Origin of the sequence: Micromonospora sp. NPDC050495 (assembly GCF_040655175.1) — a bacterium.
Classification (GTDB): Bacteria; Actinomycetota; Actinomycetes; order Mycobacteriales; family Micromonosporaceae; genus Micromonospora.
Genome location: NZ_JBFAJK010000004.1, coordinates 200436 through 223496 on the forward strand (window position 1 = coordinate 200436; position 23061 = coordinate 223496).

Sequence of the window (23061 nt, forward strand, 5' to 3'; positions counted from 1 at the left end):
GGGCGCGCCCCGATCCCGGGGAGAGCCATGGCCCTGTTCCGCAGACTCCAGCGACCGGGCTGGGCGGACCGCGCCGCCCGGACCGCCGAGGACCACGCGCCCACCGTGCCCGCCACCCGCAGCGCCGAGGAGGAGCCGGCGACCCCCGCGCCGGCCAGCCTCGATCCGGCCGCGGTGCCGCGCTGCTTCGGGCCGGTGCCGAACTTCGCCGGCTCGCCGCGGCCCACGCTGGACCCGGCCGGCCGCCCGGTGCCCGGCACCGGCATCCGCAAGTTCGTCGACGCGCTGCCGCTGCCCGGCCCGCCGGGCACCGCCGGGCCGGGCGCCCGGCTGCCGGTCGCGGTGCCGGACACCATCACCTGGCCCGGCTGCGACTACTACGAGATCGGGTTGCAGGAGTACGCGCAGCGGCTGCACCGGGACCTGCCGGCCACCCGGCTGCGCGGCTACCGGCAGCTCAACCTCGGCACCGATCCGGCCGGGCACAACACCGTCGGCCCGCCGGACCGGCCCTGGCACCTCGGTCCGGTGATCATGGCACGGCGCGGCCGGCCGGTCCGGATCAAGTTCATCAACCAGCTCCCCACCGGCCGGGCCGGGGAACTCTTCCTGCCGGTCGACGAGACGCTCGACGGGGCCGGGACCGGTCCGCTGGACGGCCCGGCGCCGTACCCGCAGAACCGGGCCGTGCCCCACCTGGACGGCGCGCAGACCGGCTGGATCAGCGCCGGCAACCCGTGGCAGTGGGTGACCCCGGCCGGCGAGATCACCCCGTACCCGACCGGGGTGGGTGTCACGCCGGTGCCGGACATGCCGCCGCCGGGGGCGGGCGCCACCACGCTGTACTTCCCGAACGAGCAGAGCGGCCGGCTGATGTGGCTGCGCGACAACACCCTCGGGCTGTCCCGGCTGACCGTCTACGCCGGGCAGCTCGCCGTCTACCTGCTCACCGACCCGGCCGAGGAGCGGCTGGTCGACGAGGGTGTGCTGCCCGCCGACCAACTGCCGCTGGTGATCGAGGACAAGACCTTCGTGCCGGACGACGCCCAACTCGCCGCGGCGGACCCCACCTGGGACCGGGACCGCTGGGGCGCCAAGGGCAGCCTCTGGCACCCGCACGTCTACCAGCCGCGGCAGAACCCCTACCGGAGCACCGGCGGCAACCCCACCGGCCGCTGGGACTACGGCCCGTGGACGCACGACCCGGACGGCGGCGGCAGCCCGTGGGTGGCCCCGGTGCCCAACCCGCACCACGATCCGGTCGCCGAACCGGACGAGCCGCCGCTCGCGCCGGGCGTGCCCCACCCGTCGGCGGTGCCGGAGGCGTACGGGGACACCCCGCTGGTCAACGGGGCGGCCTACCCGTACCTGGAGGTGCAGCCGCGGGCGTACCGGTTCCGGATCCTCAACGCCTGCCCGGACCGCAGCCTCAACCTCCAGCTCTACCGGGCCTGCTCGGACGAGCCGATGTGGACCGACGACGGCCGACCCGCCGAGCTGGAGGCCGGGGAGGTGCCGATGGTGGAGGCGGTACGGGCCACCGGCCGCCCGGCGTACTGGCCCACCGACGGGCGCGAGGGCGGGGTGCCCGACCCGCGGGCGGCCGGCCCGGACCTGATCCAGATCGGCAACGAGGCGGGCCTGCTGCCCGCCCCGGTGCTGCTGGTGAACCGCCCGATCGGCTTCCGGTACGACCGGCAGGACCCGACCGCGCTCAACGTGGACGGGCACACCCTGCTGCTCGCCCCCGGCGAGCGGGCCGACGTGCTGGTCGACTTCGCCACCGTCCCGCCGGGCAGCACCCTGATCCTCTACAACGACTGCCCGGCGCCGCTGCCCCGGTTCGACCCCCGCTACGACCAGCACACCGACGCCCCGGACCGGACCGCCACCGGCGGGCCGCCCACCACCCGGCCCGGGTACGGCCCGAACACCCGCACCCTGCTCCAGTTCCGGGTCACCGGGACCCCGGCGGAGCCGTACGACCTGGCCCGGCTCGCCGCCCGGCTGCCCGCCGCGTACGCGGAGAGCCAGCGCCCGCCGATCGTGCCGCAGCCGGCCTACGACGCGGCCTTCGGCACCCGTACGTCCCGGGAGACGCTGGTCCCGGCGCGCGCCACCACGATCGAGTTCACCCCGCCCGGCGCGGCCGCCCCGGTGACCCTGCCGCTGGCGGTGAAGTCGGTGGGGCAGGTCTTCGAGCCCCGGCACGGCCGGGCGGTGGGGCGGCTCGGCGTCGGACACCCGCTCGCCGGCCCGGTCACCCCGGCCACCCTGCCGCTCGGTCCGGCCGACCCGGCCACCGAGGTGCTGTACGCCACCGACCCGACGGCGGCGCTGGGCGGCCCGGCCGACGGCACCCAGCTCTGGCGCATCGTCGGCGACGCGCCGCGGACCCACCCGGTGCACGTCGAGGGCTGCGACGTGCAACTGGTCAACCGGGTCGGTTGGGACGGCACCATCCGCCCGCCCGAGCCGGGCGAGCTGGGCTGGAAGGACACGGTCCGGGTCAACCCGCGGGAGGACGTGATCGTGGCGCTGCGCCCCGTCCCGCCCAGCCTCCCCTTCAAGATCGGCGACAGCGTACGCCTGCTCGACCCGACCCGGCCGGTCGGCGCGCGGCTGGACGCCAGCCCGGTCAGCCCGGTCGACGGGCGGCCGGCCACGGTGGTGAACCAGCTGGTCAACCTGGGCTGGGAGTACCGCTGGGGGACCCGCGCGGCGAGCCTGCGCGATCAGGGCATGAGCCGGCCGCTGGTGCTGCGGGTGGCGCCCAAGGCCCCGACCGGGCTCACCGCCGTCCCCGCGCCGGGCTCGGCCACCGCACTGCCGGCCATCGCGCTGACCTGGACCGGCAACGGCAGCCGCCCGCCGGCCACCAGCCACCTGCTGCAGCGGGCCACCGACGCGGCGTTCGCGGCCGGGCTGACCGAGATCACCGTGGCGGCCACCGCCACCCGGTACACCGACGCCACGGTGACGCCCGGGGTCACCTACCACTACCGGATCCGGGCGGAGAACGCGGTGAGCTGCTCGTCCTGGTCGAACAGCGTCCCGGCGTCGGTGCAGCTCGCCGCGCCCGCGAAGCTGACCGCGACGGTGCCGCCGGCCGCGCCGCTGCGGGTGGCGTTGCGCTGGGCCAACCGTTCCTTCGCCACCGGCGTCGACGTGCAGCGGGCCACCAACCCGACGTTCAGCAGCGGGCCGGGCACCACCGCCATCATGGTCGGCGACGCCCACCTGGACCCGGCCGTCGCCCCGGACACCACCTACTACTACCGGGTGCGGACCACCTATCTGGGCGCCGCGTCCCCGTGGTCGACGGTCGCCACGGTGACCACCCCGCCCCGACCGGCCGCGCCGACCGGGGTGACCGCCGCGGCCAACGCGCCCGCCCCGGACACCGCCACGGTCATTCTCAGCTGGTCGGCGACGCCCACCGGCGCCGGCGCCGGGTTCGTGGTGCAGCGGTCGGTCGACCCGGCCTTCGGCCAGGGAGTGGAGACCTTCACGGTGACCGGTCGGGGGTTCACCAACACCGGGCTGGCCCGGGGCACCACCTACCACTACCGGATCCGGTCGTACAACGTCGTCGGCGCCTCGGGCTGGACGGCGGTGACCGCCGTACGCACCCCGGACTGACCGGGCGGGACGCGCTCAGGGGGTGCGCAGCGGCGCGGTGGGGCGCAGCTCGGCCAGCGCGGCGGCGACCCCGTGCAGCAGGTCGGTGGCCTCGGTGAGCCGGGCGGCGGCCGGGTGCTCGGTGGCCGGGCGGGTGTCCTCGGCCAGGTAGCCGGCGGCGGCCACCACCAGCCGCTCGTACGCGTCGACCCCGCTCTCCAACTGGGCGGCGAGGGTGGCGTGCACCTCGGTCAGCGGCCCCTGCCGGTCGAGCCGGAGGGCGCGTTCGATGCTGGCCACCCGCCAGGCCAGTTCCCGCAGGGAGTGGTCGGCCTCGGTCGCCTCCTGCACCGCCGGCTCGGCCAGCCCGCTCAGCCGGCCGGCCATCCCGGCCAGGGTCAACGACGCCCGGTCCAGCCGGGCCCACGCCTCGCCGGCGGCGGTGCCGCGCAGCGCCAGGCGGGACCGGACCCGGCGTACCTCGGCGAGGACGCCGGGACCGACGGGCAGCCGCTCGACGGCGGCGACCAGCCGGGCCCGGGAGCGGGCGGCGGCCTGGGCCGGGTCGAGGGCGGGCGGTGGCGGTGCGGCCGTGAGCGCCCGCAGATCGATCCAGCGCCAGGCGGCGAACGCGATGGCGCTGCCCGCGGCGCCGGCCCAGGCCGCGTCCGGCAGGCCCAGCCCGGCGTACGGGGTGAGCACGGCGGCGGCGCCACCGAGGCCACCGGCCAGCACGCTCCACCGCCTCGCGGAGCGCCGCAGCCGGCGCAGTCGACGGAAGTGTCGGGCCCGTTCGTCCGCCATCGTCCCCTCCCCGTGGGTCAGCCGGTGGTGCTCTCGCCGGTGGGGCGCTCCCGGCTCATGGTGGACCGGATCTCGTCGAGCCGGGCGGCCGCCGCCGGGTCGGCGGGGGCGCCCTGCCCCTGCCCGACGGCGGGCCGGTCCTGCCGGCCGGCGAGCTGCTCGCCGGCCATGCTCGCCCGGATCTGCTCCAGTCTCGCCGAGCCGGCCGTGTCCAGGGTCGCCTTCTGAATCTCCAGCATCCGGCCCTCGACGGAGTTGCCGGCCAGCTCGGCCCGGCCCATCGCGTCGGCGTACCGGCGCTCGATCCGGTCGCGGACCTCGTTCAGCGACGGCGTGCTGCCGGGGGCGGTGAGCGAGGACATCGACTCCAGCGAGCGGGCCACGGTCTCCTGCATCTTGGCCTGCTCCAGCTGGCTGAGCAGCTTGGTGCGCTCGGCCAGCTTCTGCTGGAGGATCATCGAGTTGTTCTCGACCGCCTTGCGGGCCTGGGCGGCCGCGCCGAGAGCCTGGTCGTGCAGCGTCTTCAGGTCCTCGGTGGCCTGCTCGGCGGAGACCAGTTGGCTGGCGAGCAGCTGGGCGGACTGCTCGTACCGCCCGGCCTCGGTCTCGTTCCCCTTGGCGCGGGCCTGGTCGGCCAGGACCAGGGCCTGCCGGGCGTTGGCCTGGAGCTGCTCGACCTCGGACATCTGCCGGGAGAGCTTCATCTCGAGCTGACGCTGGTTGCCGATCACCGCGGCCGCCTGCTGGACCAGGGCCTGGTGCTGCCGCTGGGCATCCTCGATGGCCTGCTGGATCTGCACCTTAGGGTCGGCGTGCTCGTCGATCTTCGCGCCGAAGAGCGCCATCAGGTATTTCCAACCCTTGACGAACGGGTTCGCCATTTCCGCCCAGTCCCCTCAGTAGCGTCGCGTCACCTCGCCCCGGTCGAGGGGCGGGCCGCGCGGTGTGCCTCCATCGTCCCAGTCGGGCGCCAGCCCGGCACCCGGACGACCCTGATCAACAGTACGCGGCGAACGCCACCGGAGGCCATGGCGCGCGTCGGGTCAGGCGGCGCAGACCACGTCCCGCTCGGCGGGGCGCACCCGGGTGCTGCGCAGGGTGGCCTTGAGTGGCCCGTCCTGCCGCACCTGGACCGCCACCGAGCCGTCCGAGGTGACCTGGCGGACGCCCCGGTTGGTCGTGGCGCGCACCGCGGGCGCAGCGACCGGCGTGGGCTCGTCGGCGACCGGCACCAGCACCCCCGGCATCTGCTCGGCCAGCGCGACCGTGTCGCTGACCTCGCGCAGCAGCTCGGAGAGGCGGGCGCCGAGGGCGTCGCAGATCGCCGCCAGCAGCTCGCTGGAGGGCTCCTTCTGGCCGCGCTCGATCTCGGAGAGGTAGCCCAGGCTGACGTTGGCGGCGGAGGAGACTTCGCGGAGGGTGCGGTGCTGCCCCTGCCGGCGCGCCCGCAGTGCGTCACCGATCACCCGGCGTAGCAGGACCATCGCACCTCCCCCAGACGGGACCACCATCTCCGGCCGCGCGTGCCGCGCCGGGCGTGGCGGTCCACTCCCGGCGCCGGCGTCGTCCGCCGGAGCCTTCCCGCAACCGTACCCGTTGCCGGGCCCGCCGACATCCCGCCCCACCCCTTCAATTCCGGCGTTCCGCCCGACCGGCCGGGCCCGGGCGCCCCGGCCCGGCGCGCCCGCACCCGGGCGTGTCATGGCCCGGCTCACCGGTGCCCCGCCCCGGCCGGATCGCCGGCGTCCGCCGGCTGCTCGACGCCGCCGGTGGTCTGGATCCGTTCGGCCAGCAACCGCAGCGCCTCGATCACGGTCGCGCCGCGGATGTACTCGCGGTCGCCGTCGAGGTCGAGTCGGCGCACCTCGCAGCCGCCGGGCCCGGCGGCGGCCACGTACACCAAGCCGACCGGCTTGCCGTCCTGCGGCTCCGGCCCGGCCACGCCGGTGGTGGCCAGCCCCCAGTCGGCGCCGCAGCGGCGCCGCCCGCCCTCGGCGAGCGCGGCGGCCACGTCCGGGTCGACCGGCCCGCGCTCGGCCAGCAGGTCCTCCGGTACGCCGGCGAGCACCGACTTCAGCTCGGTGGCGTAGGTGACCAGCCCGCCGCGGAACACGCTGCTCACCCCGGCGATCTCCACGATCGAGGCGGAGAGCAGGCCGCCGGTCAGCGACTCGACGGTGGCCAGGGTCTCCTTGCGCTCGTGCAGGCTGTGCACGACGGAGGCCGCCGGGCTGCCGACCGGTCGCTCGTGGTTCGCATCCGTTCCCATGCCAGCCCTCTCTTCCCGCCCGGCCGCCCGCTACTCCCGCTGGGGGGCGATCATGAGGTTATCGCCACCAACCCCTCGTCAGGTGCAGGACGGACCCGCGGGTGCGCCGGACGTCAGCGGGCCGGGCGGCGCAGGCGCAGCGCCTGGGCGACGTAGTCGAAGCCGGTGACCACGGTGACCACCACGGCGGCCCCCATGATCCAGGGGCCGACCGGGGCCAGCGCCGCCGGCATCGGCCACAGGTACCAGGTGATCGCGAGGATCTGCAACGCCGTCTTGATCTTCCCGCCCCGGCTGGCGGCGATCACGCCGTGCCGGATCACCCAGAAGCGCAACGCCGTGATGCCCAGCTCGCGGGCCAGGATCACCACGGTCACCCACCAGGGCAGCCGGTCGTACCAGGAGAGCAGCACCAGCGCCGCGCCGGTGAGCGCCTTGTCGGCGATCGGGTCGGCGACCTTGCCCAGCGAGGTGACCAGGCCGAACCGGCGGGCGATCCAGCCGTCGACCAGGTCGGTCGCCGAGGCCACCACGAAGATCACGCAGGCGGCCGTGCGCCAGCCGGCGTGGCTCATCGCCGAGACCACCACGGTGGCCGCGAAGACCGGCACCAGCACGAACCGCAGCGCGGTGAGCACGTTCGCCGCGTTGAGCAACGGCACCCGGGCCGCCACCGACTCCGCCCCGGTCATCTCCGGCACCGCCCCACGTGGCTTCCCCGCTCCGTCCGGGCCCGCCGTCACCGTGCCGCGCCGGGCGCCGCCGAGATCATCTCATCCGGTACGGCGAGCAGGTCCACACCCTCCGTCGCGGTCACCGTGGCCCGGACCAGGTCGCCGGGGCGCAGCGCGGCCAGGTCGACCCCGCCACCGACCGGGGCGACCAGGGTGGTCGAACCGTCCACCTCGGGCGCCTGGTGCGCGGCGCGACCCTCGACCACGCCGTCGGCGACCCAGTCCACCAGCACCTCGACCGTCGAGCCGAGCCGCTCCTCGGCCCGCTGCGAGCAGAGCTCGTCGGCGAGCGCGGCCAGCCGGTCGTACCGCCGCTTGACGGTGGCGGCGGAGACCTTGCCGGGCAGGCCGGCGGCCTCGGTGCCGTCCTCGTCGCTGTAGTCGAAGACGCCGATCGCGTCCAACCGCGCCTCGGTCAGGAAGCGGACCAGCTCGGCCACGTCCTGCCGGGTCTCGCCCGGGAAACCGACGATGAAGTTGCTCCGGGCGCCCGCCGCCGGGGCGAGGGCCCGGGCGGAGGCGAGCAGCTCCAGGAACCGGTCGGTGGAGCCGAACCGGCGCATCCGGCGCAGCACCGGCTCGCTGGAGTGCTGGAACGACAGGTCGAAGTAGGGTGCCACACCCGGCGTGGTGGCGATCACCTCGACCAGGCCGGGCCGGGTCTCGGCGGGCTGAAGGTAGCTGGCGCGCACCCGGACGATCCCGTCGATCGCGGCGAGCTGCGGCAGCAGCTTCTCCAGCGCCCGGGGGTCACCCAGGTCCTTGCCGTACGAGGTGGAGTTCTCGCTGACCAGCACCAGTTCGCGGACGCCGGTCTTGGCCAGCCACTCCGCCTCGGCGAGCAGCTCGTCCGGGGTCCGGGAGACGAACGCGCCCCGGAACGCCGGGATGGCGCAGAACGCGCAGCGCCGGTCGCAGCCGCTGGCCAGCTTGAGCGAGGCCACCGGGCCGGTGTCGAGCCGGTGCCGCAGCACCTGCCGCAGGTGCGCCGGGGTGTGCTCGTCGGTCTCGGCGGTGACCCGGGTGGGGGTGCCGTGACCGGGCAGCGACACCGCCGCCTCGCGGCGCTTGACGGGGGTGAGCGGCAGCAGCTCGCGCCGGTCCCGCGGGGTGTGCGCGGCCAGCGCCTCGCCGGCCACCACGGCGTCCAGCCGGGCCGCGATGTCCGGGTAGTCGTCGAAGCTCAGCACGGCCTGCGCCTCGGGCAGGCTGTCGGCCAGCTCGCGGCCGTACCGCTCGGCCATGCAGCCGGCCGCGACCACCTTGGCGCCGGTGTCGGCGGCCGCCAGCAGCGTCTGGATCGAGTCCTGCTTGGCCTTCTCGACGAAGCCGCAGGTGTTCACCACCACCACGTCGGCGCCCTCGCCGTCGGTCGTCACCTGCCAGCCGTCGGCGTGCAGCCGGGCCGCCAACTCCTCCGAGTCGACCTCGTTGCGGGCACAGCCCAAGGTCAGCAGGGCGACCCGACGGCCGGTGGCCGACGGCTCCGGGTCGCTGCGCGGCGCGCTGGAGTTGTCGTAAAGGGAGGTGGCAGACACCATCCGAGGGTACCGGGCCGCGCGGGGATCGCCGCGCCGCCCGGCCGGGGCATCGGCCGGCTCACACCGAGCCGCGGGTCAGCGGACGGCCGCGCCGACCCGGGCCAGCCGGTCGAGGAGGAAGACCTCGGTGCCGGCCAGGCCGGTGGAGCAGAAGACCGAGAGCTGATCCGCGCCGGTCCGACCGGACACCGCCCCGGCCAGCACCGCGCCCAGGTCGCGCAGCCGGTCCGCGTACGGCTCGACGGCGGTGAGCATCGGCGGGACGTACGCGGCCGCCTGCGCCGGCGAGTCGGTGACCAGCAGGTCGGCGGCGTCCAGCAGGTCGGTGCCGAACTCGTGCCGGTCGGCCTGCTTGAAGCCGACGGTGTTCACGTGGGTGCCCGGGGCCAGGTCGGCGGCGTCGAGCACCGGGGTGGTGCTGGTGGTGGCGAGCACCACCAGGTCCCGGCCGCGGACCGCCTCGGCGGCCGAGCCGACCGCGCGGGCCGGCAGGCCCAGCTCGGCCCGGACCCGGGCGGCGAACGCGTCCCGCCGGGCCGCAGAGCGGCTGTGCACGGTCACCTCGCGCAGCGGGCGCACCGCGGCGGCCGCCCAGACCTGGGTCCACGCCTGACGGCCGGAGCCGACCACGCCGAGGGTGGCCGCATCGGGGCGGGCCAGCGCGTCCACGGCCACCCCGCCCAGTCCCCCGGTGCGGCGCGAGCCCAGCTCCTCGCCGACCGCGATGGCCCGCACCGCGCCGGTCCGCGCGTCGTGCAGCACCACCAGTTGCCCGCTCTCCGGGTGCCCGAAGGTGTCGTACGACCGGAAGCCGTACCACTCGCCGGTGAGGTGGCCGGCCGTGAGCACCATCCGGCCGCCGCCGAGCGACGCGGACGCCCGAGGCGGCGCGATCAGCCGCCCCTCGTACGCGGCCAGCAGCGCGTCCCGCATCGCCGCGACGGTCAGCGGGGCGTCCACCGCGGCGGCGACGTCCGCGTCGGAGAAGAGCACGGTCATGACCACATCGTGCAACCTGAAGTTAGCGTCAACTCCAGCGATGGTGGGCTTCGTCACCGCGCCACCCGAGGATCGTGGCGGTGCTAGCGTCGACGGCGGCGGCCGGTGCCGCCCCGGACGAGTGGTGGGCGTACCCGGTCAGGCCAAGACGCCCCAGCGTGACCGCCCGTCCCGGCCCTCCCGGCCGGGCCCGCCCCGTCAGAGGTGACCGTCATGGCCTGGATCGTGCTGGTGCTCTCCGGACTGCTGGAGACCGCGTGGGCGATCGCCCTGGACCGCAGCGCCGGCTTCAGCCGCCCCGTCCCCTCGCTGGTGTTCGCCGCCTCGCTGGTGGCCAGCATGGCCGGCCTGGCGTACGCGCTGCGGGATATCCCGGTCGGCACCGGCTACGCGATCTGGGTGGGCATCGGCGCGGTCGGCACCGCGCTGGTCGGCATGCTGGCGCTGAACGAGCCGGCCACCCTCCCCCGGATCGGCTCCCTGCTGCTGGTGGTCGCCGGCGTGGTCGGGTTGAAACTGTTCCACTAGGCCCGGGTGTCCGGTTTGCCGGCGGGGCCGCGGCGGGTAGTGATGCGGCACCTCAACAGTGCGACCGACCTCACGGAGGAGACCATGGCCGACATCCACGCCACCACCCGCCCGCGCAGCAGCGCCGCGCGCGTCTGCACCATCATCGCGTTCGTCTTCGCGGTGATCGCGATCTTCTTCCTGCCGCCGCTGTTCGGCCTGGTCGGGCTGGTGCTCGGCATCGTCGGCGCGGTGCTGGGTGACAAGCCGCTGGGCTGGTACGCGGCCGCCGCCAGCGTGGTCGGCGCCGTGCTCGGCATGGTGATCGGCTACGCGATCCTGAACTCCTGACCGCCGCCGTACGTCGCGGACGGGCCCGCCGGAGCACCGGCGGGTCCGTCGCGCGTGTGCGGGCAGTGTCACCGGCGCTCGGTACGCCCCGCGTGCCGGCGAGGACGGCCGCCGGACAACACGCGGTGACCGCTCGGGTCAGTCCTCGCCGCCGCGCAGGCCGGCCAGGACCTCCGCCAGCTCGTCCGGCTTGACCAGCACGTCGCGGGCCTTGGAGCCCTCGGACGGGCCGACCACACCCCGGGTCTCCATGAGGTCCATCAGCCGGCCCGCCTTGGCGAAGCCGACCCGCAGCTTGCGCTGGAGCATCGAGGTCGAGCCGAACTGCGAGGTGACCACCAGCTCCACCGCCTGGACCAGCAGGTCCAGGTCGTCGCCGATGTCCTCGTCGATCTTCTTCTTGCTCTCCTGCGCGGCGGTCAGCACGTCCGGGCGGAACTCCGGCTCGCGCTGGTCCTTGCAGAACTTCACCACGTCGTGGATCTCGCGCTCGGTCACCCAGGCGCCCTGGATCCGGACCGGCTTCGACGCGCCCATCGGCAGGAAGAGCCCGTCACCCCGGCCGAGCAGCTTCTCCGCGCCGGGCTGGTCGAGAATGACCCGCGAGTCGGCCAGCGACGAGGTGGCGAACGCCAGCCGGGACGGCACGTTCGCCTTGATCAGGCCGGTCACCACGTCGACCGAGGGCCGCTGGGTGGCCAGCACCAGGTGGATGCCGGCGGCCCGGGCCAGCTGGGTGATCCGGACGATGGAGTCCTCCACGTCGCGCGGCGCGACCATCATGAGGTCGGCCAACTCGTCCACGATCACCAGCAGGTACGGGTACGGCCGCAGCTCCCGCTCGCTGCCCGGTGGCGCCTTGATCTCGCCGTTGCGCACCTTGCGGTTGAAGTCGTCGATGTGCCGGACCCCGTTGGCGGCGAGGTCGTCGTAGCGCATGTCCATCTCGCGGACGACCCACTCCAGCGACTCGGCCGCCTTCTTCGGGTTGGTCACGATCGGGGTGACCAGGTGCGGGATGCCCTCGTAGCCGGTCATCTCGACCCGCTTCGGGTCGACCAGCAGCAGCCGCACCTCGTCCGGCGTGGCCCGGGTCAAGATGGACACAAGTAGACTATTCAGGCAGCTCGATTTGCCGGCGCCGGTGGCGCCCGCGATCAGGATATGAGGCATCTTCGCGAGGTTGGCCACCACGTAGCCGCCCTCGATGTCCTTGCCGAGCGCCACCACCATCGGGTGGTGATCGCTGGTGGCCGCCCGCGAGCGCAGCACGTCACCGAGCGCCACGTTCTCCGGGTCGGTGTTGGGGATCTCCACGCCGACCGCGCTCTTGCCCGGGATGGGGCTGAGGATCCGCACGTCCGGCGACTTCACCGCGTACGCGATGTTGCGGGAAAGCTGGGTGATCCGCTCGACCTTGACGCCCGGGCCCAGCTCCACCTCGTAGCGGGTGACCGTCGGGCCACGGGTGAAACCGGTGACCGCGGCGTCCACGTCGAACTGCTCGAAGACGCCGGTCAGCGCCGCGATCACCTCGTCGTTGGCCTTGCTCCGCGTCTTCGGCGCGGTCCCGGTGCCCAGCATGTTGGCCGGCGGCAGCGTGTAGTCACCGGCCAGCCCGGTGAGCGCGAGCTGCTCGGCCCGGGTGGGCAGCGGCGAGTGCTCCGGCGGCTCCACCGGCTTCCGGCTCGCCGGCACCTTCTTGCGCGGCAGCACGAGGGTGTCCTGCAGGTCCACCCCGTCGAGGTCGTCGTCCAGCTCTGCCGGGTCCAGCGGCGGCGGCAGCCGCTTGGCCGGCCGCCGACGGGCCGGCTTCGGCGCCTCCCCGGTCTCCTCCTCGGCCGCGGCGGGCGGCCCCACCAGGGTGCCGGCGAGCAGGCCGAGCCGCTCCGGAATCTTGTTGATCGGCGTCGCGGTGACCACCAGCAGGCCGAAGACGAGCAACAGGATCAGCAGCGGGACCGCCACCCAGGCGGTCACCGCCGCCTCCAGCAGATCGCCGATGCCCGCGCCGATCAGCCCGCCCGCGTAGTCGCGCTGCACCGCGTCCACGGGGCCCTGTCCGATGTGCAGCATCGCCGCGGTGGCGAGCAGCATCGAACCCCAGCCCACCAGGCCACGGCCGCGGTGCTCCGGGTCGGCCTGGGTCCGCAGCAGCCGCCAGGCGCCGATCATCAGCAGCACCGGCACCACGATGGCGATCGCGCCCAGGAAGAGCCGGACGCTGTCCGCCAGCCGCTGGCCGACCGGGCCGGCCTTGCCGAACCAGATGGCCACCGCGCTGAGCAGGGCGAGGCCGAACAACAGCAGCCCGCCGCCGTCACGGCGGTGCTCGGGGTCGAGGTCCCGGGCCGAGGCGGCCTGCCGGCCGGCGGCCCGGACCGCCCAGCCGAGGCCGTGCGCCAGGCCCATCCAGACCGCGCCGACCGCGCGTCCCAGGTAGACGGCCAGACCCGGGCCGGCCGCGGGCCGCCGCCGGGCCGTCGCGCGGGTGGCCTTCTTGGCCGGCTGGCGGGCACGGCTGTTCGTGGTGCCGCGCGGCGACGCGCCGCGCCGCCGGCTCGCCTGAGAGGTACGGCCCGCCATAGAGTCACCGTAACGGCGGGACCCGGCAGATCGCCGCTTTTCCGGGTCGTGTCCGCGCGTCGCAGCACGGGCCGGGCGCCGTTTGTGTTATTCGCCTCAGAAGGGATGCCCCCATGGCGTCGCCGGAGCTCGAGGACGGTCCGGACGGCCCCCTGGCCGGACACCCGCAGACGTTGCGGCCGCTGACCGGCGCCCTGATCGCCGCCGTGCTGACCAACCGGGGGTACGCGGTGGCCGAGGACGCCGCCGGTGACCTGGTCGGCCGCTGGGCGGAGAGCCTGATCTGGTTCCACCGCCGGGGCGCCGACGGGGAGCTGCTCCAGGTCCGCACCGTCACCGGGCACCGCTTTGGCATCGAGCAGGTGCCCGCCCTCTACGCCTTCTGCAACGCCTGGAACCACGACCGGCTCTGGCCCAAGGCGTTCGTGCACGTGGCCGACGACGGGCTGGCGCAGATCTGCGGCGAGGTGATCACCGACCTGGAACGCGGCGTCACCCCGCACCAGCTCGACCAGCTGCTGGACTGCGGCATCAGCACCGGCTGCCAGCTCGCCGCCGAGGTGGGGCGCCTGCCCGGCGGGGCGGTCCGGTGACCACCGCCCGGGACCGTGGGCCGGCCGACGCGCTGGCCGACGCCCTCGACCTGCCCGACGGCGAGGCCCGCTGTGCCGAGTTGGACCGGATCGCCGCGCACGCCGACGCGACCGGCGACCCGGGTACCGCGCTGGCGGCCCGCTTCGCGCTGATCGAGACGTACCTCCAGCTCGGTCAGGGGTGGCGGCTGGTCGAGCCGGTACGCCGCTGCCGGTCCGCGCTGGCGCAGGAGCCGGCCGGCGGCCGGCCCGGCGACATGACCCGGCTGCTGCGGCACCAGCGGCAGGCGGTGGAGGCGCTGCTGGGCACCCCCCGGGTCGGGCTCGACCAGGCGCGGTCCCTGCTGGACGACCTGGCCGAGCGGTTGGGCGGGGCGGCCGAGCCGGTGGCCGAGCTGCGCTGCCGGCTCGCCGACCATCTCGGTGCCGAGCCGACCGCCCGCCGCGAGTACGCCCGCTGGCAGGCCGCCGCGTCCGGACCGGACGGTGGCGGGGCCACCACCGGGGCGGTCGCCGGCTGTCCCGGTTGCGCGCCGGCCCGGCGGGCCGAGTTGCTGGCCGGCTGGGGCGAGCCGGTCGAGGCCCTGGAAGCGCTGCGCCCGGTGCTCGACGGCGAGGTGGACTGCACCGACCAGCCGGAGCGCGCCCTGGTGGCCGGGCTGCTGCCCTGGCTGCGCACCGGGGCGGCGACGCGGGCGGCCCGGGCGCACGTGCGCGCGTACCGCCGGCACCGCCGGGAACGGGCGGCGTTCCCGCTGCTCGCCACCCACCTGCGCTTCTGCGCGCTGGGCGGGCACCTGGAACAGGGGCTGGCGGTGCTGGCCGAGCAGCTGCCCCGGCTGGACCAGCCGGTGGACGACCTCGCCGCGATGGAGTTCGCCGCGGCCGGGTCGCTGGTCTGCGCCCTCGCGGTGGAGGCCGGTCTGGGCGGCCGGCGGATCCACCGGCCCGGGCACGGCGCCCGGCCGGCGGCCGAGCTGGACGTGGCCACGCTCGGCGGGCAGTTGCAGGCCCTCGCCACCGCGCTGGCCGGCAGCTTCGACGCCCGCAACGGCACCGGGCACCAGTCCGGGCGGATCGCCTCCTGGCTCGCCGACCGGCCGGTCGCCGAGCCGGTGCCGCTGCCGGCCGAGGACGAGGACGAGGACGGCGCCCGGCCCGACGACCCGGCCGAGCCGGGCGAGGAGGAACCCGTCCCGCTGAGCCTGGCGCTGCTCACCCGCGCCCTCGACGCCCGCGGCGACGGGTACGCCGTGGAGCCGGACGGCGCCGTGGTGGGGCGTTGGGGCGCGGCCGTCATCCAGTTCCGCCGGCTCGGCGAGCGGGGCGAGATCCTGCACGCCCGGGTGGTGGCCACCCGCCGGGTGCCGGCCGACCGGCGTGCCGAGGCGTACGCGTTCTGCAACGCCTGGAACCACGACCGGCTGCTGCCGGCCGCGTACGTGCACGATCCGGGCGACGGGGCGCTGGTGCTGGTCGGCGGCGTCACCACCGACCTGGCGCAGGGGGTGGCCCCGGCGCAGCTGGTGGTGCTGGTGACCGCCGCGGTGAGCACCGGGGTCGCGTACGCCGAGGCGGTCGCCGCGCTGCCCGGCGGCGACGAGGGCTGACCGCGCCCGGGCGCTGGGCGGGCCGGGACGCGGGAGACGGTGGCCGAGGAGCCGGGACCCGGCGCGGCCCCCGGCCACCGGGCGGTGGTGACCGGGGGCCGCGGTCCGGTGCGGCCCGCCCGGTCTCCTAGCGGACCGAGAACGCCAGGGTGTACGCGCCGGCGCCGGCCAGCCCGACCACCCGGTAGCGGTAGGCGCCGGCCGGCGTCGCGACGCTCAGCCGGGCCGGCCCGTCCGCGGTCTCGACACGGGCCACGGTGCGGAACGCGGTGCCGGTGAAGCGTTGCAGCTCCAGCCGGACGCGGGCCCCGTCCGGCGCCGCGAGGCAGGCCTGCTGGGTGCCGCCGGAGGTCCGGAAGAACCGGCCGTCCGGCTGGACCTGCCCCCGGCCGGCCGTGACCTGCCCGGTCCGGCTGACCTGGCCGGCGCACCCGTCCGGCCCCTCGGTCGGCGGCGGGGCGGGCGCGGTGGGGGCCGGCGGGGTCGCCCCGCCGTCGGCCGGCGGTGTGCTCGGCGTCCCGCCGTCGGCCGCGGTGACCAGGGTCAGGTTGTTGCGCTGGAGGATCTCGTTGACCGGTTGGAAGAAGGTCACCCCGCCGCGGGTGCAGTCGCCGGAGCCACCCGAGGTGACCCCCTGCGCCTGGTCGCCGGAGAGCCACGCGCCACCGGAGTCGCCCGGCTCGGCGCAGACGTCGGTCCGGGTCAGCCCGGTGACCGTCCCCTCCGGATAGTTCACCGTGGCGTTCCGGGCCTGGATGACTCCGCAGCGGGTGCCGGTGGTCGAGCCGGAACGGCAGACCGAGGCGCCCACCGGGGCCTCCGTCGAACCGTTCACCGGCACCGTGCCGCCGTTGAAGTCGTTCACCACGCCCTGCGGTGTCCAGTCGCCGTCGACCCGCACGACCCCCCAGTCGTCGCCCGGGAACGAGGACGCGGCGAAGGTGCCCTGGGCGACCCGGTTCGGGCCGGTGGTCCGATCACCGGGCCGCCCGCAGTGCCCGGCGGTGACGAAGCCGCCGACCACGGAGAAGCCCACCGAGCAGCGGGCCGCGTTGTTGATCAGGAACGCGTCGCCGCCGCGGACGTCGAACAGCGGCCGGGGCGCCTCGTCGCTGGTGCGGACCCGGACCGTGCCGGCGGGCACGCCGCCGGCCGCGGCGAAGCGGCGGCCGGACGCCTCCGCGCCCGGCTGGGCGAGCACCACCACCGCGTTGTCGGCCACGTCCACGTACCAGCCGGTGATGTCCGGGGTGGCCGTGGCGCCGGCCGCGTCCAGCCGGGTCTTCACCGCGTCCAGTTCGGCCACGCCCCGGTCGACCTGCTCCGGCACCGCCCCGGCGGCCCGCACCCGGGCGGCGCGCGCCGGGTCGGCGACCGCCACGTGCAGGGTCCGCCCGTCGGCGCCGAGCCAACTGCCGCCGTAGTCGGCGCCCAGGTCGGCGCGGAGCCGGGTGACCGTGCCGGCGGCCCACCGCTCGGTGCTCAGCCGCCTCGCCGCCTGGTCCCGGGTGAGCGAGAGGTCCCGGCTCAGCGCGTCCAGCACCTCGGGGGCGACCCCGCCGGCCGCCGGGGGCGCGGCGCGCCGGCCCGGCGCGTTCTCCCCGGCGAACGAGGGCAGCGTCACCGCCGCCGTCGCGCCCACCGCCGCCACCACGACGCCGATGGCTGTCATCCGTCTGCGGTCCATCCGCCACGCTCCTCCCGGCCGGCGCGGGTCACCCCGGCCGGACGGGAGTACGGAGACGGACGCCGATCGGTTGAGGTCGGCCGGTCAGGTTCGGCGCAGCGTGGCCACCCGACTGCGGGGCGTACCCCTTGGACGGGCGACGCCGGCCCACCGCGGACGGTGGACCGGCGGGCGGAGCCGGTGGGGTCAGACCTCGACCACGGTCGGCACTATCATCGGCCGGCGGCGGTACGCGTCGTTGACCCAGCGCCCGACGGTGCGCCGGACGATCTGCTGGAGCTGGTGCGGGTCGGTGATGCCGTCCGCCGCGGCCCGGTTCAGCGCCTCGGTGACCAGCGGGATCACCGGGTTGAACGCCTCCGGGTCCTCGGAGAAGCCCTTCGCCGAAAGGGTCGGGCCACCGACCACCTTGCCGGTGACCGAGTCGACCACCACGGTGGTGGCGATGAACCCGCCGTCGCCGAGGATCCGGCGCTCGGTGAGCAGCGACTCGCTGACGTCGCCGACGGCGAGGCCGTCGACGTAGACGTACCGGCTCTTGACGTGGCCGACCAGGCTGGCCCGGCCGTCGACCAGGTCGACGACGTCGCCGTCCTCGCAGAGCACCACCCGGTCGGGCGCCACGCCGGACTCGATGCCGAGCCGGGCGTGCGCGCGCAGGTGCCGCCACTCGCCGTGCACCGGCATGAGGTTGCTGGGGCGGGTCACGTTGAGCAGGTAGAGCAGCTCACCGGCGGGCGCGTGACCGGAGACGTGCACCTTCGCCACGTCCTTGTGGATCACGGTGGCGCCGGCCCGGGCCAGCCGGTTGATCACCCGGTAGACCGAGGTCTCGTTGCCGGGCACCAGCGAGGAGGCGAGCACCACGGTGTCGCCCGGGGCGATGGTGATGTGCCGGTGGTCGCCGCTGGCCATCCGGCCGAGCGCGCTCATCGGCTCGCCCTGCGACCCGGTGGACATCAGCACGATCTGCTCGGGCGGCAGCGTGGTGGCCTCCTCCAGCCCGACCACCAGGCCGGGCGGGATGTTGAGCAGGCCGAGGTCGCGGGCGATGCCCATGTTGCGGACCATCGACCGGCCGATGAGCGCCACCTTGCGGCCGTGCTCGGCCGCCGAGTCGAAGACCTGCTGCACCCGGTGCACGTGCGAGGCGAACGAGGCGACGATGATCCGGCCCTTGGCCTTCGCGAAGATCGAGTCGAGCACCGGCCCGATCTCCCGCTCCGGCGTGACGAAACCGGGGATCTCGGCGTTCGTCGAGTCGGACAGCAGCAGGTCGACGCCCTCGGCGCCGAGCCGGGCGAAGCCGGCCAGGTCGGTGATCCGGCCGTCCAGCGGGAGCTGGTCCATCTTGAAGTCGCCGGTGTGCAGCACCAGGCCGGCCGGGGTACGGATGGCCACCGCGAGGGCGTCCGGGATCGAGTGGTTGACGGCGAAGAACTCGCACTCGAACGGGCCGAGCCGCTCCCGCCGCCCCTCCGCCACGGTCAGTGTGTACGGCTGGATCCGCCGTTCGGCCAGCTTCGCCTCGACAAGCGCGAGCGTGAACTGGGAGCCGACCAGCGGAATGTCCGGCTTGTGGGCGAGCAGGTACGGCACCGCGCCGATGTGGTCCTCGTGGCCGTGGGTGAGGACGATCGCCTGCACGTCGGCCAGCCGGTCCAGGATCGGCCCGAAGTCGGGCAGGATCAGATCCACGCCCGGCTGCTCGACGTCGGGGAAGAGCACCCCGCAGTCGACGATCAGCAGCTTGCCGTCGTACTCGAAGACGGTCATGTTCCGGCCGATGGCGCCGAGTCCGCCGAGCGGAATGATCCGCAGGCCGCCCTCCGGCAGCGGCGGGGGCAGTTCACCCTCGAAGTGCGCCTCGGTCACGCGTTCACCTCATTCTGCGACGCCGTCCGGCGCCGTCGTGTCGTTCGATCATTCGGGCAGGGGCAGGCCCGCCGCCGCGCAGTCGGCGCGCAGCTGGGCCAGTTCGTCGGCGGTGGCGTCCACCAGGGGCGCGCGCACCGGGCCGGCCGGCAGCCCCTTGGCCGCCAGGCCCGCCTTCACCAGGATCACGCCCTGGCTGCGGAAGATGCCGGTGAACAGCGGCAGCAGCTGCCGGTGCAGGCGCAGCGCGGTGGCGGTGTCGCCCGCCTCGTACGCCTCGATCATCTGCTTGGTCTGCGCACCGGTGAAGTGCGTGGAGGTGCCGACCACGCCGACCGCGCCGACCGCCAGGGCGGGCAGGGTCAGCGCGTCCTCGCCGCTGTAGAAGGCCAGGTCGCTGCGGGCCAGCACCCAGGAGGTGGCGGTCAGGTCGCCCTTGGCGTCCTTGACCGCGACGATCCGGCCGTGCTCGGCCAGCGTCACCAGGGTCTCGGTGGCGATCGCGGTGCCGGCGCGGTGCGGGATGTCGTACAGCATGACCGGCAGCCCGGTGGCGTCGGCGACCGCGGTGAAGTGCCGCAGCAACCCGGCCTGCGGCGGCTTGCTGTAGTACGGGGTCACCACGAGCAGGCCGTGCGCGCCGGCCTTCTCGGCCTGCGCGGCCAGCTCGATGGTGTGCCGGGTGTCGTTGGTGCCCACCCCGGCGACGATCCGGGCCCGGTCGCCGACCGCCTCCGCGACGACCCGGATCAGCGCCTCCTGCTCCGCGTCCGTGGTGGTCGGCGCCTCACCGGTGGTGCCGTTGAGCACCAGCGCGTCGTTGCCCTGCTCGTCCACGAGGTGCTGGGCGAGCCGTACGGCGCCGTCCAGGTCGAGGGCGCCGTCGGCGGTGAACGGGGTCACCATGGCCGTGATCAACCGCCCGAACGGGCGCGACGCGCCCCGGACGGGAGCGGCAGGGTGGTCGTGCGTCATGTTCACAACCTAGCTGACGACCACCGGGGGCCCGGCGGCGAAGGGCGCAGGACTCACTCGGCGTGCGGGCTGGCCGCCACCTCGGTGCCGTCGGGCAGCGTGGAGATCACGAAGTCGGCGAAGACGTTCGGCGCCACCCCCTGGAGCTGCCGCAGGCACTCCACGGCCAGCTCGCGGATCTCCACGTCGGCGTGCTCGGTGGCGCGCATCTTGACGAAGTGCCGCCAGGCCCGGTAGTTGCCGGTGACCACGATCCGGGTCTCGGTGGCGTTGGGCAGCACCGCGCGGGCCGCCTGCCGGGCCTGCTTGCGGCGCAGCGTCGGGCTCGGCTCGTCGCCGAACCTGGCCTCCAGCCCCGCCAGCAGCTCGGTGTACGCCCGGACGGCCGCCTCGCTCGCCTCGACGAACGTCTTGTGCAGCTCCGGGTCCTCGGCGATCACCGCGGGCTCGACCATGGCGGCGTCCCGCTCCGGGACGTACCGCTGGGAGAGCTGGGAGTAGGAGAAGTGCCGGTGCCGGATCAGCTCGTGGGTGAAGGAGCGGGAGACCCCGCTGAAGTAGAAGCTCACCGAGCCGTGCTCGAGCACGCTCAGGTGGCCGACGTCCAGGATGTGCGCCAGGTAGCCGGCGTTGGTCGCGGTGGCCGGGTTCGGCTTCTTCCAGCTCTGGTAGCAGGCCCGGCCGGCGAACTCGGCGAGGGCCTGGCCGCCCTCGGCGTCGGTCGACCACGGCACCTCGTCCGGCGCTTGGAACTGGGTCCACGCGATCAGCTTGACCTGGGGCTGCACCATCTCCGGCATTCCTGGGACTGTAGTGGCCGGTGGGCCGCTCGCGAAACGGGGGCACGCCGGACGTGAGTCGGCGCACCGGTCAGACGTAGAGCGCGGTGAACGGGGCCCAGGGCAGGTTGCGGGCCACTGAGAAGGCGAACCAGAGGGCCAGGAAGCCACCGATCACCCGGGGGCTGAGCGACAGCTCCGGCAGCCGCCAGCCGAACGCCCGGTTGCCGGCCCAGGCGACGAAGAGGTACGCCAGGAAGGGCAGCGCGAAGACGAAGAGGAAGTGGTGCCGGGCGGCCGCCGGCAGGTCGGCGTGCAGCACGTACCAGAGCGCGCGGGTGCCGCCGCAGCCCGGGCAGTCCAGCCCGGTGAGGAGCTTGAGCAGGCAGGTCGGGCGGGCGTCCGGGTCGCTGTGCGTGGGGTCGCTGAGCAGGGCGTACGTCATGCCGACGCCGACGCAGCCGAGCGCCGCGAGGGGTACCGCCCAGCGCGGGGCGCGGGCGTGCAGGCGCAGCACCAGGCGGGTGAACCGGTCCGGCTCGACCGGCTGGTAGGTGACCCCGGCGGGCCAGATCGCCGCACCGTCGGGACCGGCCGCGGCGTGCGGGCCGGCGGGCCCGGTGTGCGGGCCGGTGGGCCCGGCGTGCGGGCCGGTGGGCCCGGCGTGCGGGCCGGCGGGCGCGGCGGGCGCCGACTGTGGGCCGGCGGGCGCGGGGTGAGCGGGGGGCGCGACGGGAACAGCCTGCGGGTCGGCCGGGGCGCCGGGCCGGTCAACAGTCGTCACGGGCTTACCGTACACCGGCCACGCCCACCAGCGCGGCGGTCAGCGGGGCGGCCAGATCGCCGGCCGCCGGCGGGGCGACCGCGTCGAGGCCGAGCCAGCCGGCGAGCCGGTAGAGCTCGGCCGCCAGCGCCACGGCGGTCTCCCCCGGATCCACCCCGGGCTCGGCCCACACGGCGGGGACCAGCAGCACCCCGGCCTTCCGGTCGGCCTTCAGGTCGACCCGGGCGGTGAACCGCTCCCCCTGCAGGAAGGGCAGCACGTAGTAGCCGTACACCCGCTGCGGCGCCGGCACGTAGATCTCGATCCGGTAGCTGAAGTCGAAGAGCCGTTCGGCGCGGGACCGCTCCCAGACCAGCGGGTCGAAGGGACTGACCAGGGTGTTGCCGCGCACCCAGCGGGGCAGCCGGGCCTGCGCGTGCAGGTAGGCCGGCTGTCGCCAGCCGGACACCGTGACCGGGGTCAGCTCGCCCGCCTCGACCAGCTCGGCGACCGCCCGCCGGGCGGCGGCGGCCGGCAGCCGGAAGTAGTCGCGCAGCTCCGCCTCGGCGGCCACCCCGAGCGACCGGGCGGCGATCGCGACCAGGGCCCGGTGGGCGTCGGCGTCGCTCGGGGTGGGCGCGTCGAGCACGGCCGGCGGCAGCACCCGTTCGGGCAGGTCGTAGCGGCGGGCGAACGAGGTGGTCCGCTCGGCGGCGGTCACCTCGCCGGCCCAGAACAGGAACTCCAGCGCCTGCTTCACCGACGACCAGTTCCAGCCCCAGTTGCCGGTCTGCCGGGGGGCGTCGTGCTCGATCTCGGCGGCGGTCAGCGGCCCCTTGGCGGCCACCTCGTCGCGGACCCAGGCGACCAGCTCGGGCTGCTCCTGGGCGATCCGGCGCATCCCGCCCCAGGCCTCGTCCCGGGCCCGGGTCATCCGCCAGCGCAGCGCCGGGTGCAGGCCGACCGGCACCAGCGACGCCTCGTGCCCCCAGTATTCGAACAGCTCCCGGGGGCGGCGGTAGGCGGCGGTGTCGAGCAGCGCGGTCGGATACGGCCCGAGCCGGCTGTAGAGCGGCAGGTAGTGCGCCCGTTGCAGGACGTTGACCGAGTCCATCTGGATCAGCCCGACCCGGTCCAGCACCCGGCGCAGGTGCCGGCGGGTGGGCACGCCGGTCGGCGCCGGGTCGGCGAAGCCCTGGGCGGCGAGCGCCACCCGACGGGCCTGGGCGGGCGAGAGCGATTCCGGTGCGGCCATCGTCGGCGACCCTAATCCACCGGTACGACGCCCGTCCCGCACCCGGCGGCCCGGCCCGGGCGGGCGAGTTGTGTCCCGTGCGGAGCGGACGCTGGACCCGCCGCCCCGACCG

19 protein-coding genes and 1 riboswitch are annotated in these 23061 nt (G+C 75.4%); of the genes, 5 read left to right on the top strand and 14 right to left on the bottom strand.

The features are described from left to right. The first annotated feature begins 27 nt into the window (after nt 1–27). Nucleotides 28–3642: a multicopper oxidase domain-containing protein gene (locus tag AB0I11_RS07680; protein WP_357315105.1), complete on the top strand. Its 3615-nt coding sequence runs from the start codon at nt 28–30 to the stop codon at nt 3640–3642. A 15-nt stretch (nt 3643–3657) separates the two neighbouring features. Here AB0I11_RS07680 and AB0I11_RS07685 read toward each other — a convergent pair whose 3' ends face one another. From AB0I11_RS07685 to AB0I11_RS07715, 7 genes are all read right to left on the bottom strand, one after another. Then, complete coding sequence (locus AB0I11_RS07685) at nt 3658–4425, bottom strand: hypothetical protein (protein ID WP_357314931.1); 768 nt, start codon at nt 4423–4425, stop codon at nt 3658–3660. A 17-nt stretch (nt 4426–4442) separates the two neighbouring features. Then, nucleotides 4443–5306 carry a PspA/IM30 family protein gene (locus AB0I11_RS07690; protein WP_357314934.1) on the bottom strand — a complete coding sequence of 288 codons (864 nt, stop codon included), beginning with the start codon at nt 5304–5306 and terminating at the stop codon, nt 4443–4445. A gap of 162 nt (nt 5307–5468) precedes the next feature. After that, nucleotides 5469–5909, bottom strand: coding sequence for a helix-turn-helix transcriptional regulator (locus AB0I11_RS07695; RefSeq protein WP_357314936.1), 441 nt, complete (start codon nt 5907–5909; stop codon nt 5469–5471). 227 nt (nt 5910–6136) lie between these two features. Then, on the bottom strand, nt 6137–6694 hold the full coding sequence (locus AB0I11_RS07700; RefSeq protein ID WP_357314938.1) for a CinA family protein: 558 nt from the start codon (nt 6692–6694) through the stop codon (nt 6137–6139). Nucleotides 6695–6807: 113 nt separating this feature from the next. Then, nucleotides 6808–7386, bottom strand: a complete 579-nt coding sequence (pgsA, locus tag AB0I11_RS07705) for a CDP-diacylglycerol--glycerol-3-phosphate 3-phosphatidyltransferase (RefSeq protein WP_357314941.1) — start codon at nt 7384–7386, stop codon at nt 6808–6810. Between the two features lie 47 nt (nt 7387–7433). Further along, complete coding sequence (gene rimO, locus AB0I11_RS07710; protein WP_357314943.1) at nt 7434–8969, bottom strand: 30S ribosomal protein S12 methylthiotransferase RimO; 1536 nt, start codon at nt 8967–8969, stop codon at nt 7434–7436. A gap of 75 nt (nt 8970–9044) precedes the next feature. Continuing rightward, on the bottom strand, nt 9045–9968 hold the full coding sequence (locus AB0I11_RS07715; RefSeq protein ID WP_357314945.1) for an ornithine cyclodeaminase family protein: 924 nt from the start codon (nt 9966–9968) through the stop codon (nt 9045–9047). A gap of 91 nt (nt 9969–10059) precedes the next feature. Next, nucleotides 10060–10126, top strand: a riboswitch (guanidine-III (ykkC-III) riboswitch). Nucleotides 10127–10181: 55 nt separating this feature from the next. Between AB0I11_RS07715 and AB0I11_RS07720 the strand changes: the two genes are divergently transcribed. Both AB0I11_RS07720 and AB0I11_RS07725 read left to right on the top strand, forming a co-directional pair. Then, nucleotides 10182–10496 (top strand): SMR family transporter, encoded by a 315-nt coding sequence (locus tag AB0I11_RS07720; RefSeq protein ID WP_357314948.1) that lies wholly within the window; start codon nt 10182–10184, stop codon nt 10494–10496. A gap of 84 nt (nt 10497–10580) precedes the next feature. Further along, nucleotides 10581–10826 carry a hypothetical protein gene (locus tag AB0I11_RS07725; protein WP_357314950.1) on the top strand — a complete coding sequence of 82 codons (246 nt, stop codon included), beginning with the start codon at nt 10581–10583 and terminating at the stop codon, nt 10824–10826. A gap of 138 nt (nt 10827–10964) precedes the next feature. Here the strand turns inward: AB0I11_RS07725 and AB0I11_RS07730 are convergent, their stop codons facing one another. After that, nucleotides 10965–13412 carry a DNA translocase FtsK gene (locus AB0I11_RS07730; RefSeq protein ID WP_357314952.1) on the bottom strand — a complete coding sequence of 816 codons (2448 nt, stop codon included), beginning with the start codon at nt 13410–13412 and terminating at the stop codon, nt 10965–10967. Between the two features lie 113 nt (nt 13413–13525). Between AB0I11_RS07730 and AB0I11_RS07735 the strand changes: the two genes are divergently transcribed. Further along, nucleotides 13526–14005: a YbjN domain-containing protein gene (locus AB0I11_RS07735; protein WP_357314954.1), complete on the top strand. Its 480-nt coding sequence runs from the start codon at nt 13526–13528 to the stop codon at nt 14003–14005. Next, nucleotides 14002–15615, top strand: coding sequence for a YbjN domain-containing protein (locus AB0I11_RS07740; protein ID WP_357314956.1), 1614 nt, complete (start codon nt 14002–14004; stop codon nt 15613–15615). The genes AB0I11_RS07735 and AB0I11_RS07740 overlap by 4 nt, the downstream gene beginning before the upstream one ends. A 127-nt stretch (nt 15616–15742) precedes the next feature. Here AB0I11_RS07740 and AB0I11_RS07745 read toward each other — a convergent pair whose 3' ends face one another. The 6 genes from AB0I11_RS07745 to AB0I11_RS07770 all read right to left on the bottom strand — a co-directional run bounded on the left by AB0I11_RS07745 (nt 15743) and on the right by AB0I11_RS07770 (nt 22949). Next, entirely contained in the window at nt 15743–17302 is a 1560-nt protein-coding gene (locus tag AB0I11_RS07745) for a S1 family peptidase (protein ID WP_357314958.1), read from the bottom strand. A gap of 186 nt (nt 17303–17488) precedes the next feature. Then, a complete protein-coding gene (locus tag AB0I11_RS07750) occupies nt 17489–19177 on the bottom strand; it encodes a ribonuclease J (protein WP_357314961.1) in 1689 nt (562 codons plus the stop codon). A 48-nt stretch (nt 19178–19225) separates the two neighbouring features. Further along, the gene (gene dapA / locus AB0I11_RS07755; protein WP_357314964.1) at nt 19226–20152 is read right to left on the bottom strand and encodes a 4-hydroxy-tetrahydrodipicolinate synthase; all 927 of its coding nucleotides are present in this window, start codon (nt 20150–20152) and stop codon (nt 19226–19228) included. A 53-nt stretch (nt 20153–20205) separates the two neighbouring features. Further along, nucleotides 20206–20943, bottom strand: coding sequence for an FAD-dependent thymidylate synthase (gene thyX / locus AB0I11_RS07760; protein WP_357315108.1), 738 nt, complete (start codon nt 20941–20943; stop codon nt 20206–20208). A gap of 79 nt (nt 20944–21022) precedes the next feature. After that, nucleotides 21023–21715 carry a DUF2752 domain-containing protein gene (locus AB0I11_RS07765; protein WP_357314966.1) on the bottom strand — a complete coding sequence of 231 codons (693 nt, stop codon included), beginning with the start codon at nt 21713–21715 and terminating at the stop codon, nt 21023–21025. Between the two features lie 4 nt (nt 21716–21719). Then, on the bottom strand, nt 21720–22949 hold the full coding sequence (locus AB0I11_RS07770) for a crosslink repair DNA glycosylase YcaQ family protein (RefSeq protein ID WP_357314968.1): 1230 nt from the start codon (nt 22947–22949) through the stop codon (nt 21720–21722). Nucleotides 22950–23061: the final 112 nt, after the last annotated feature.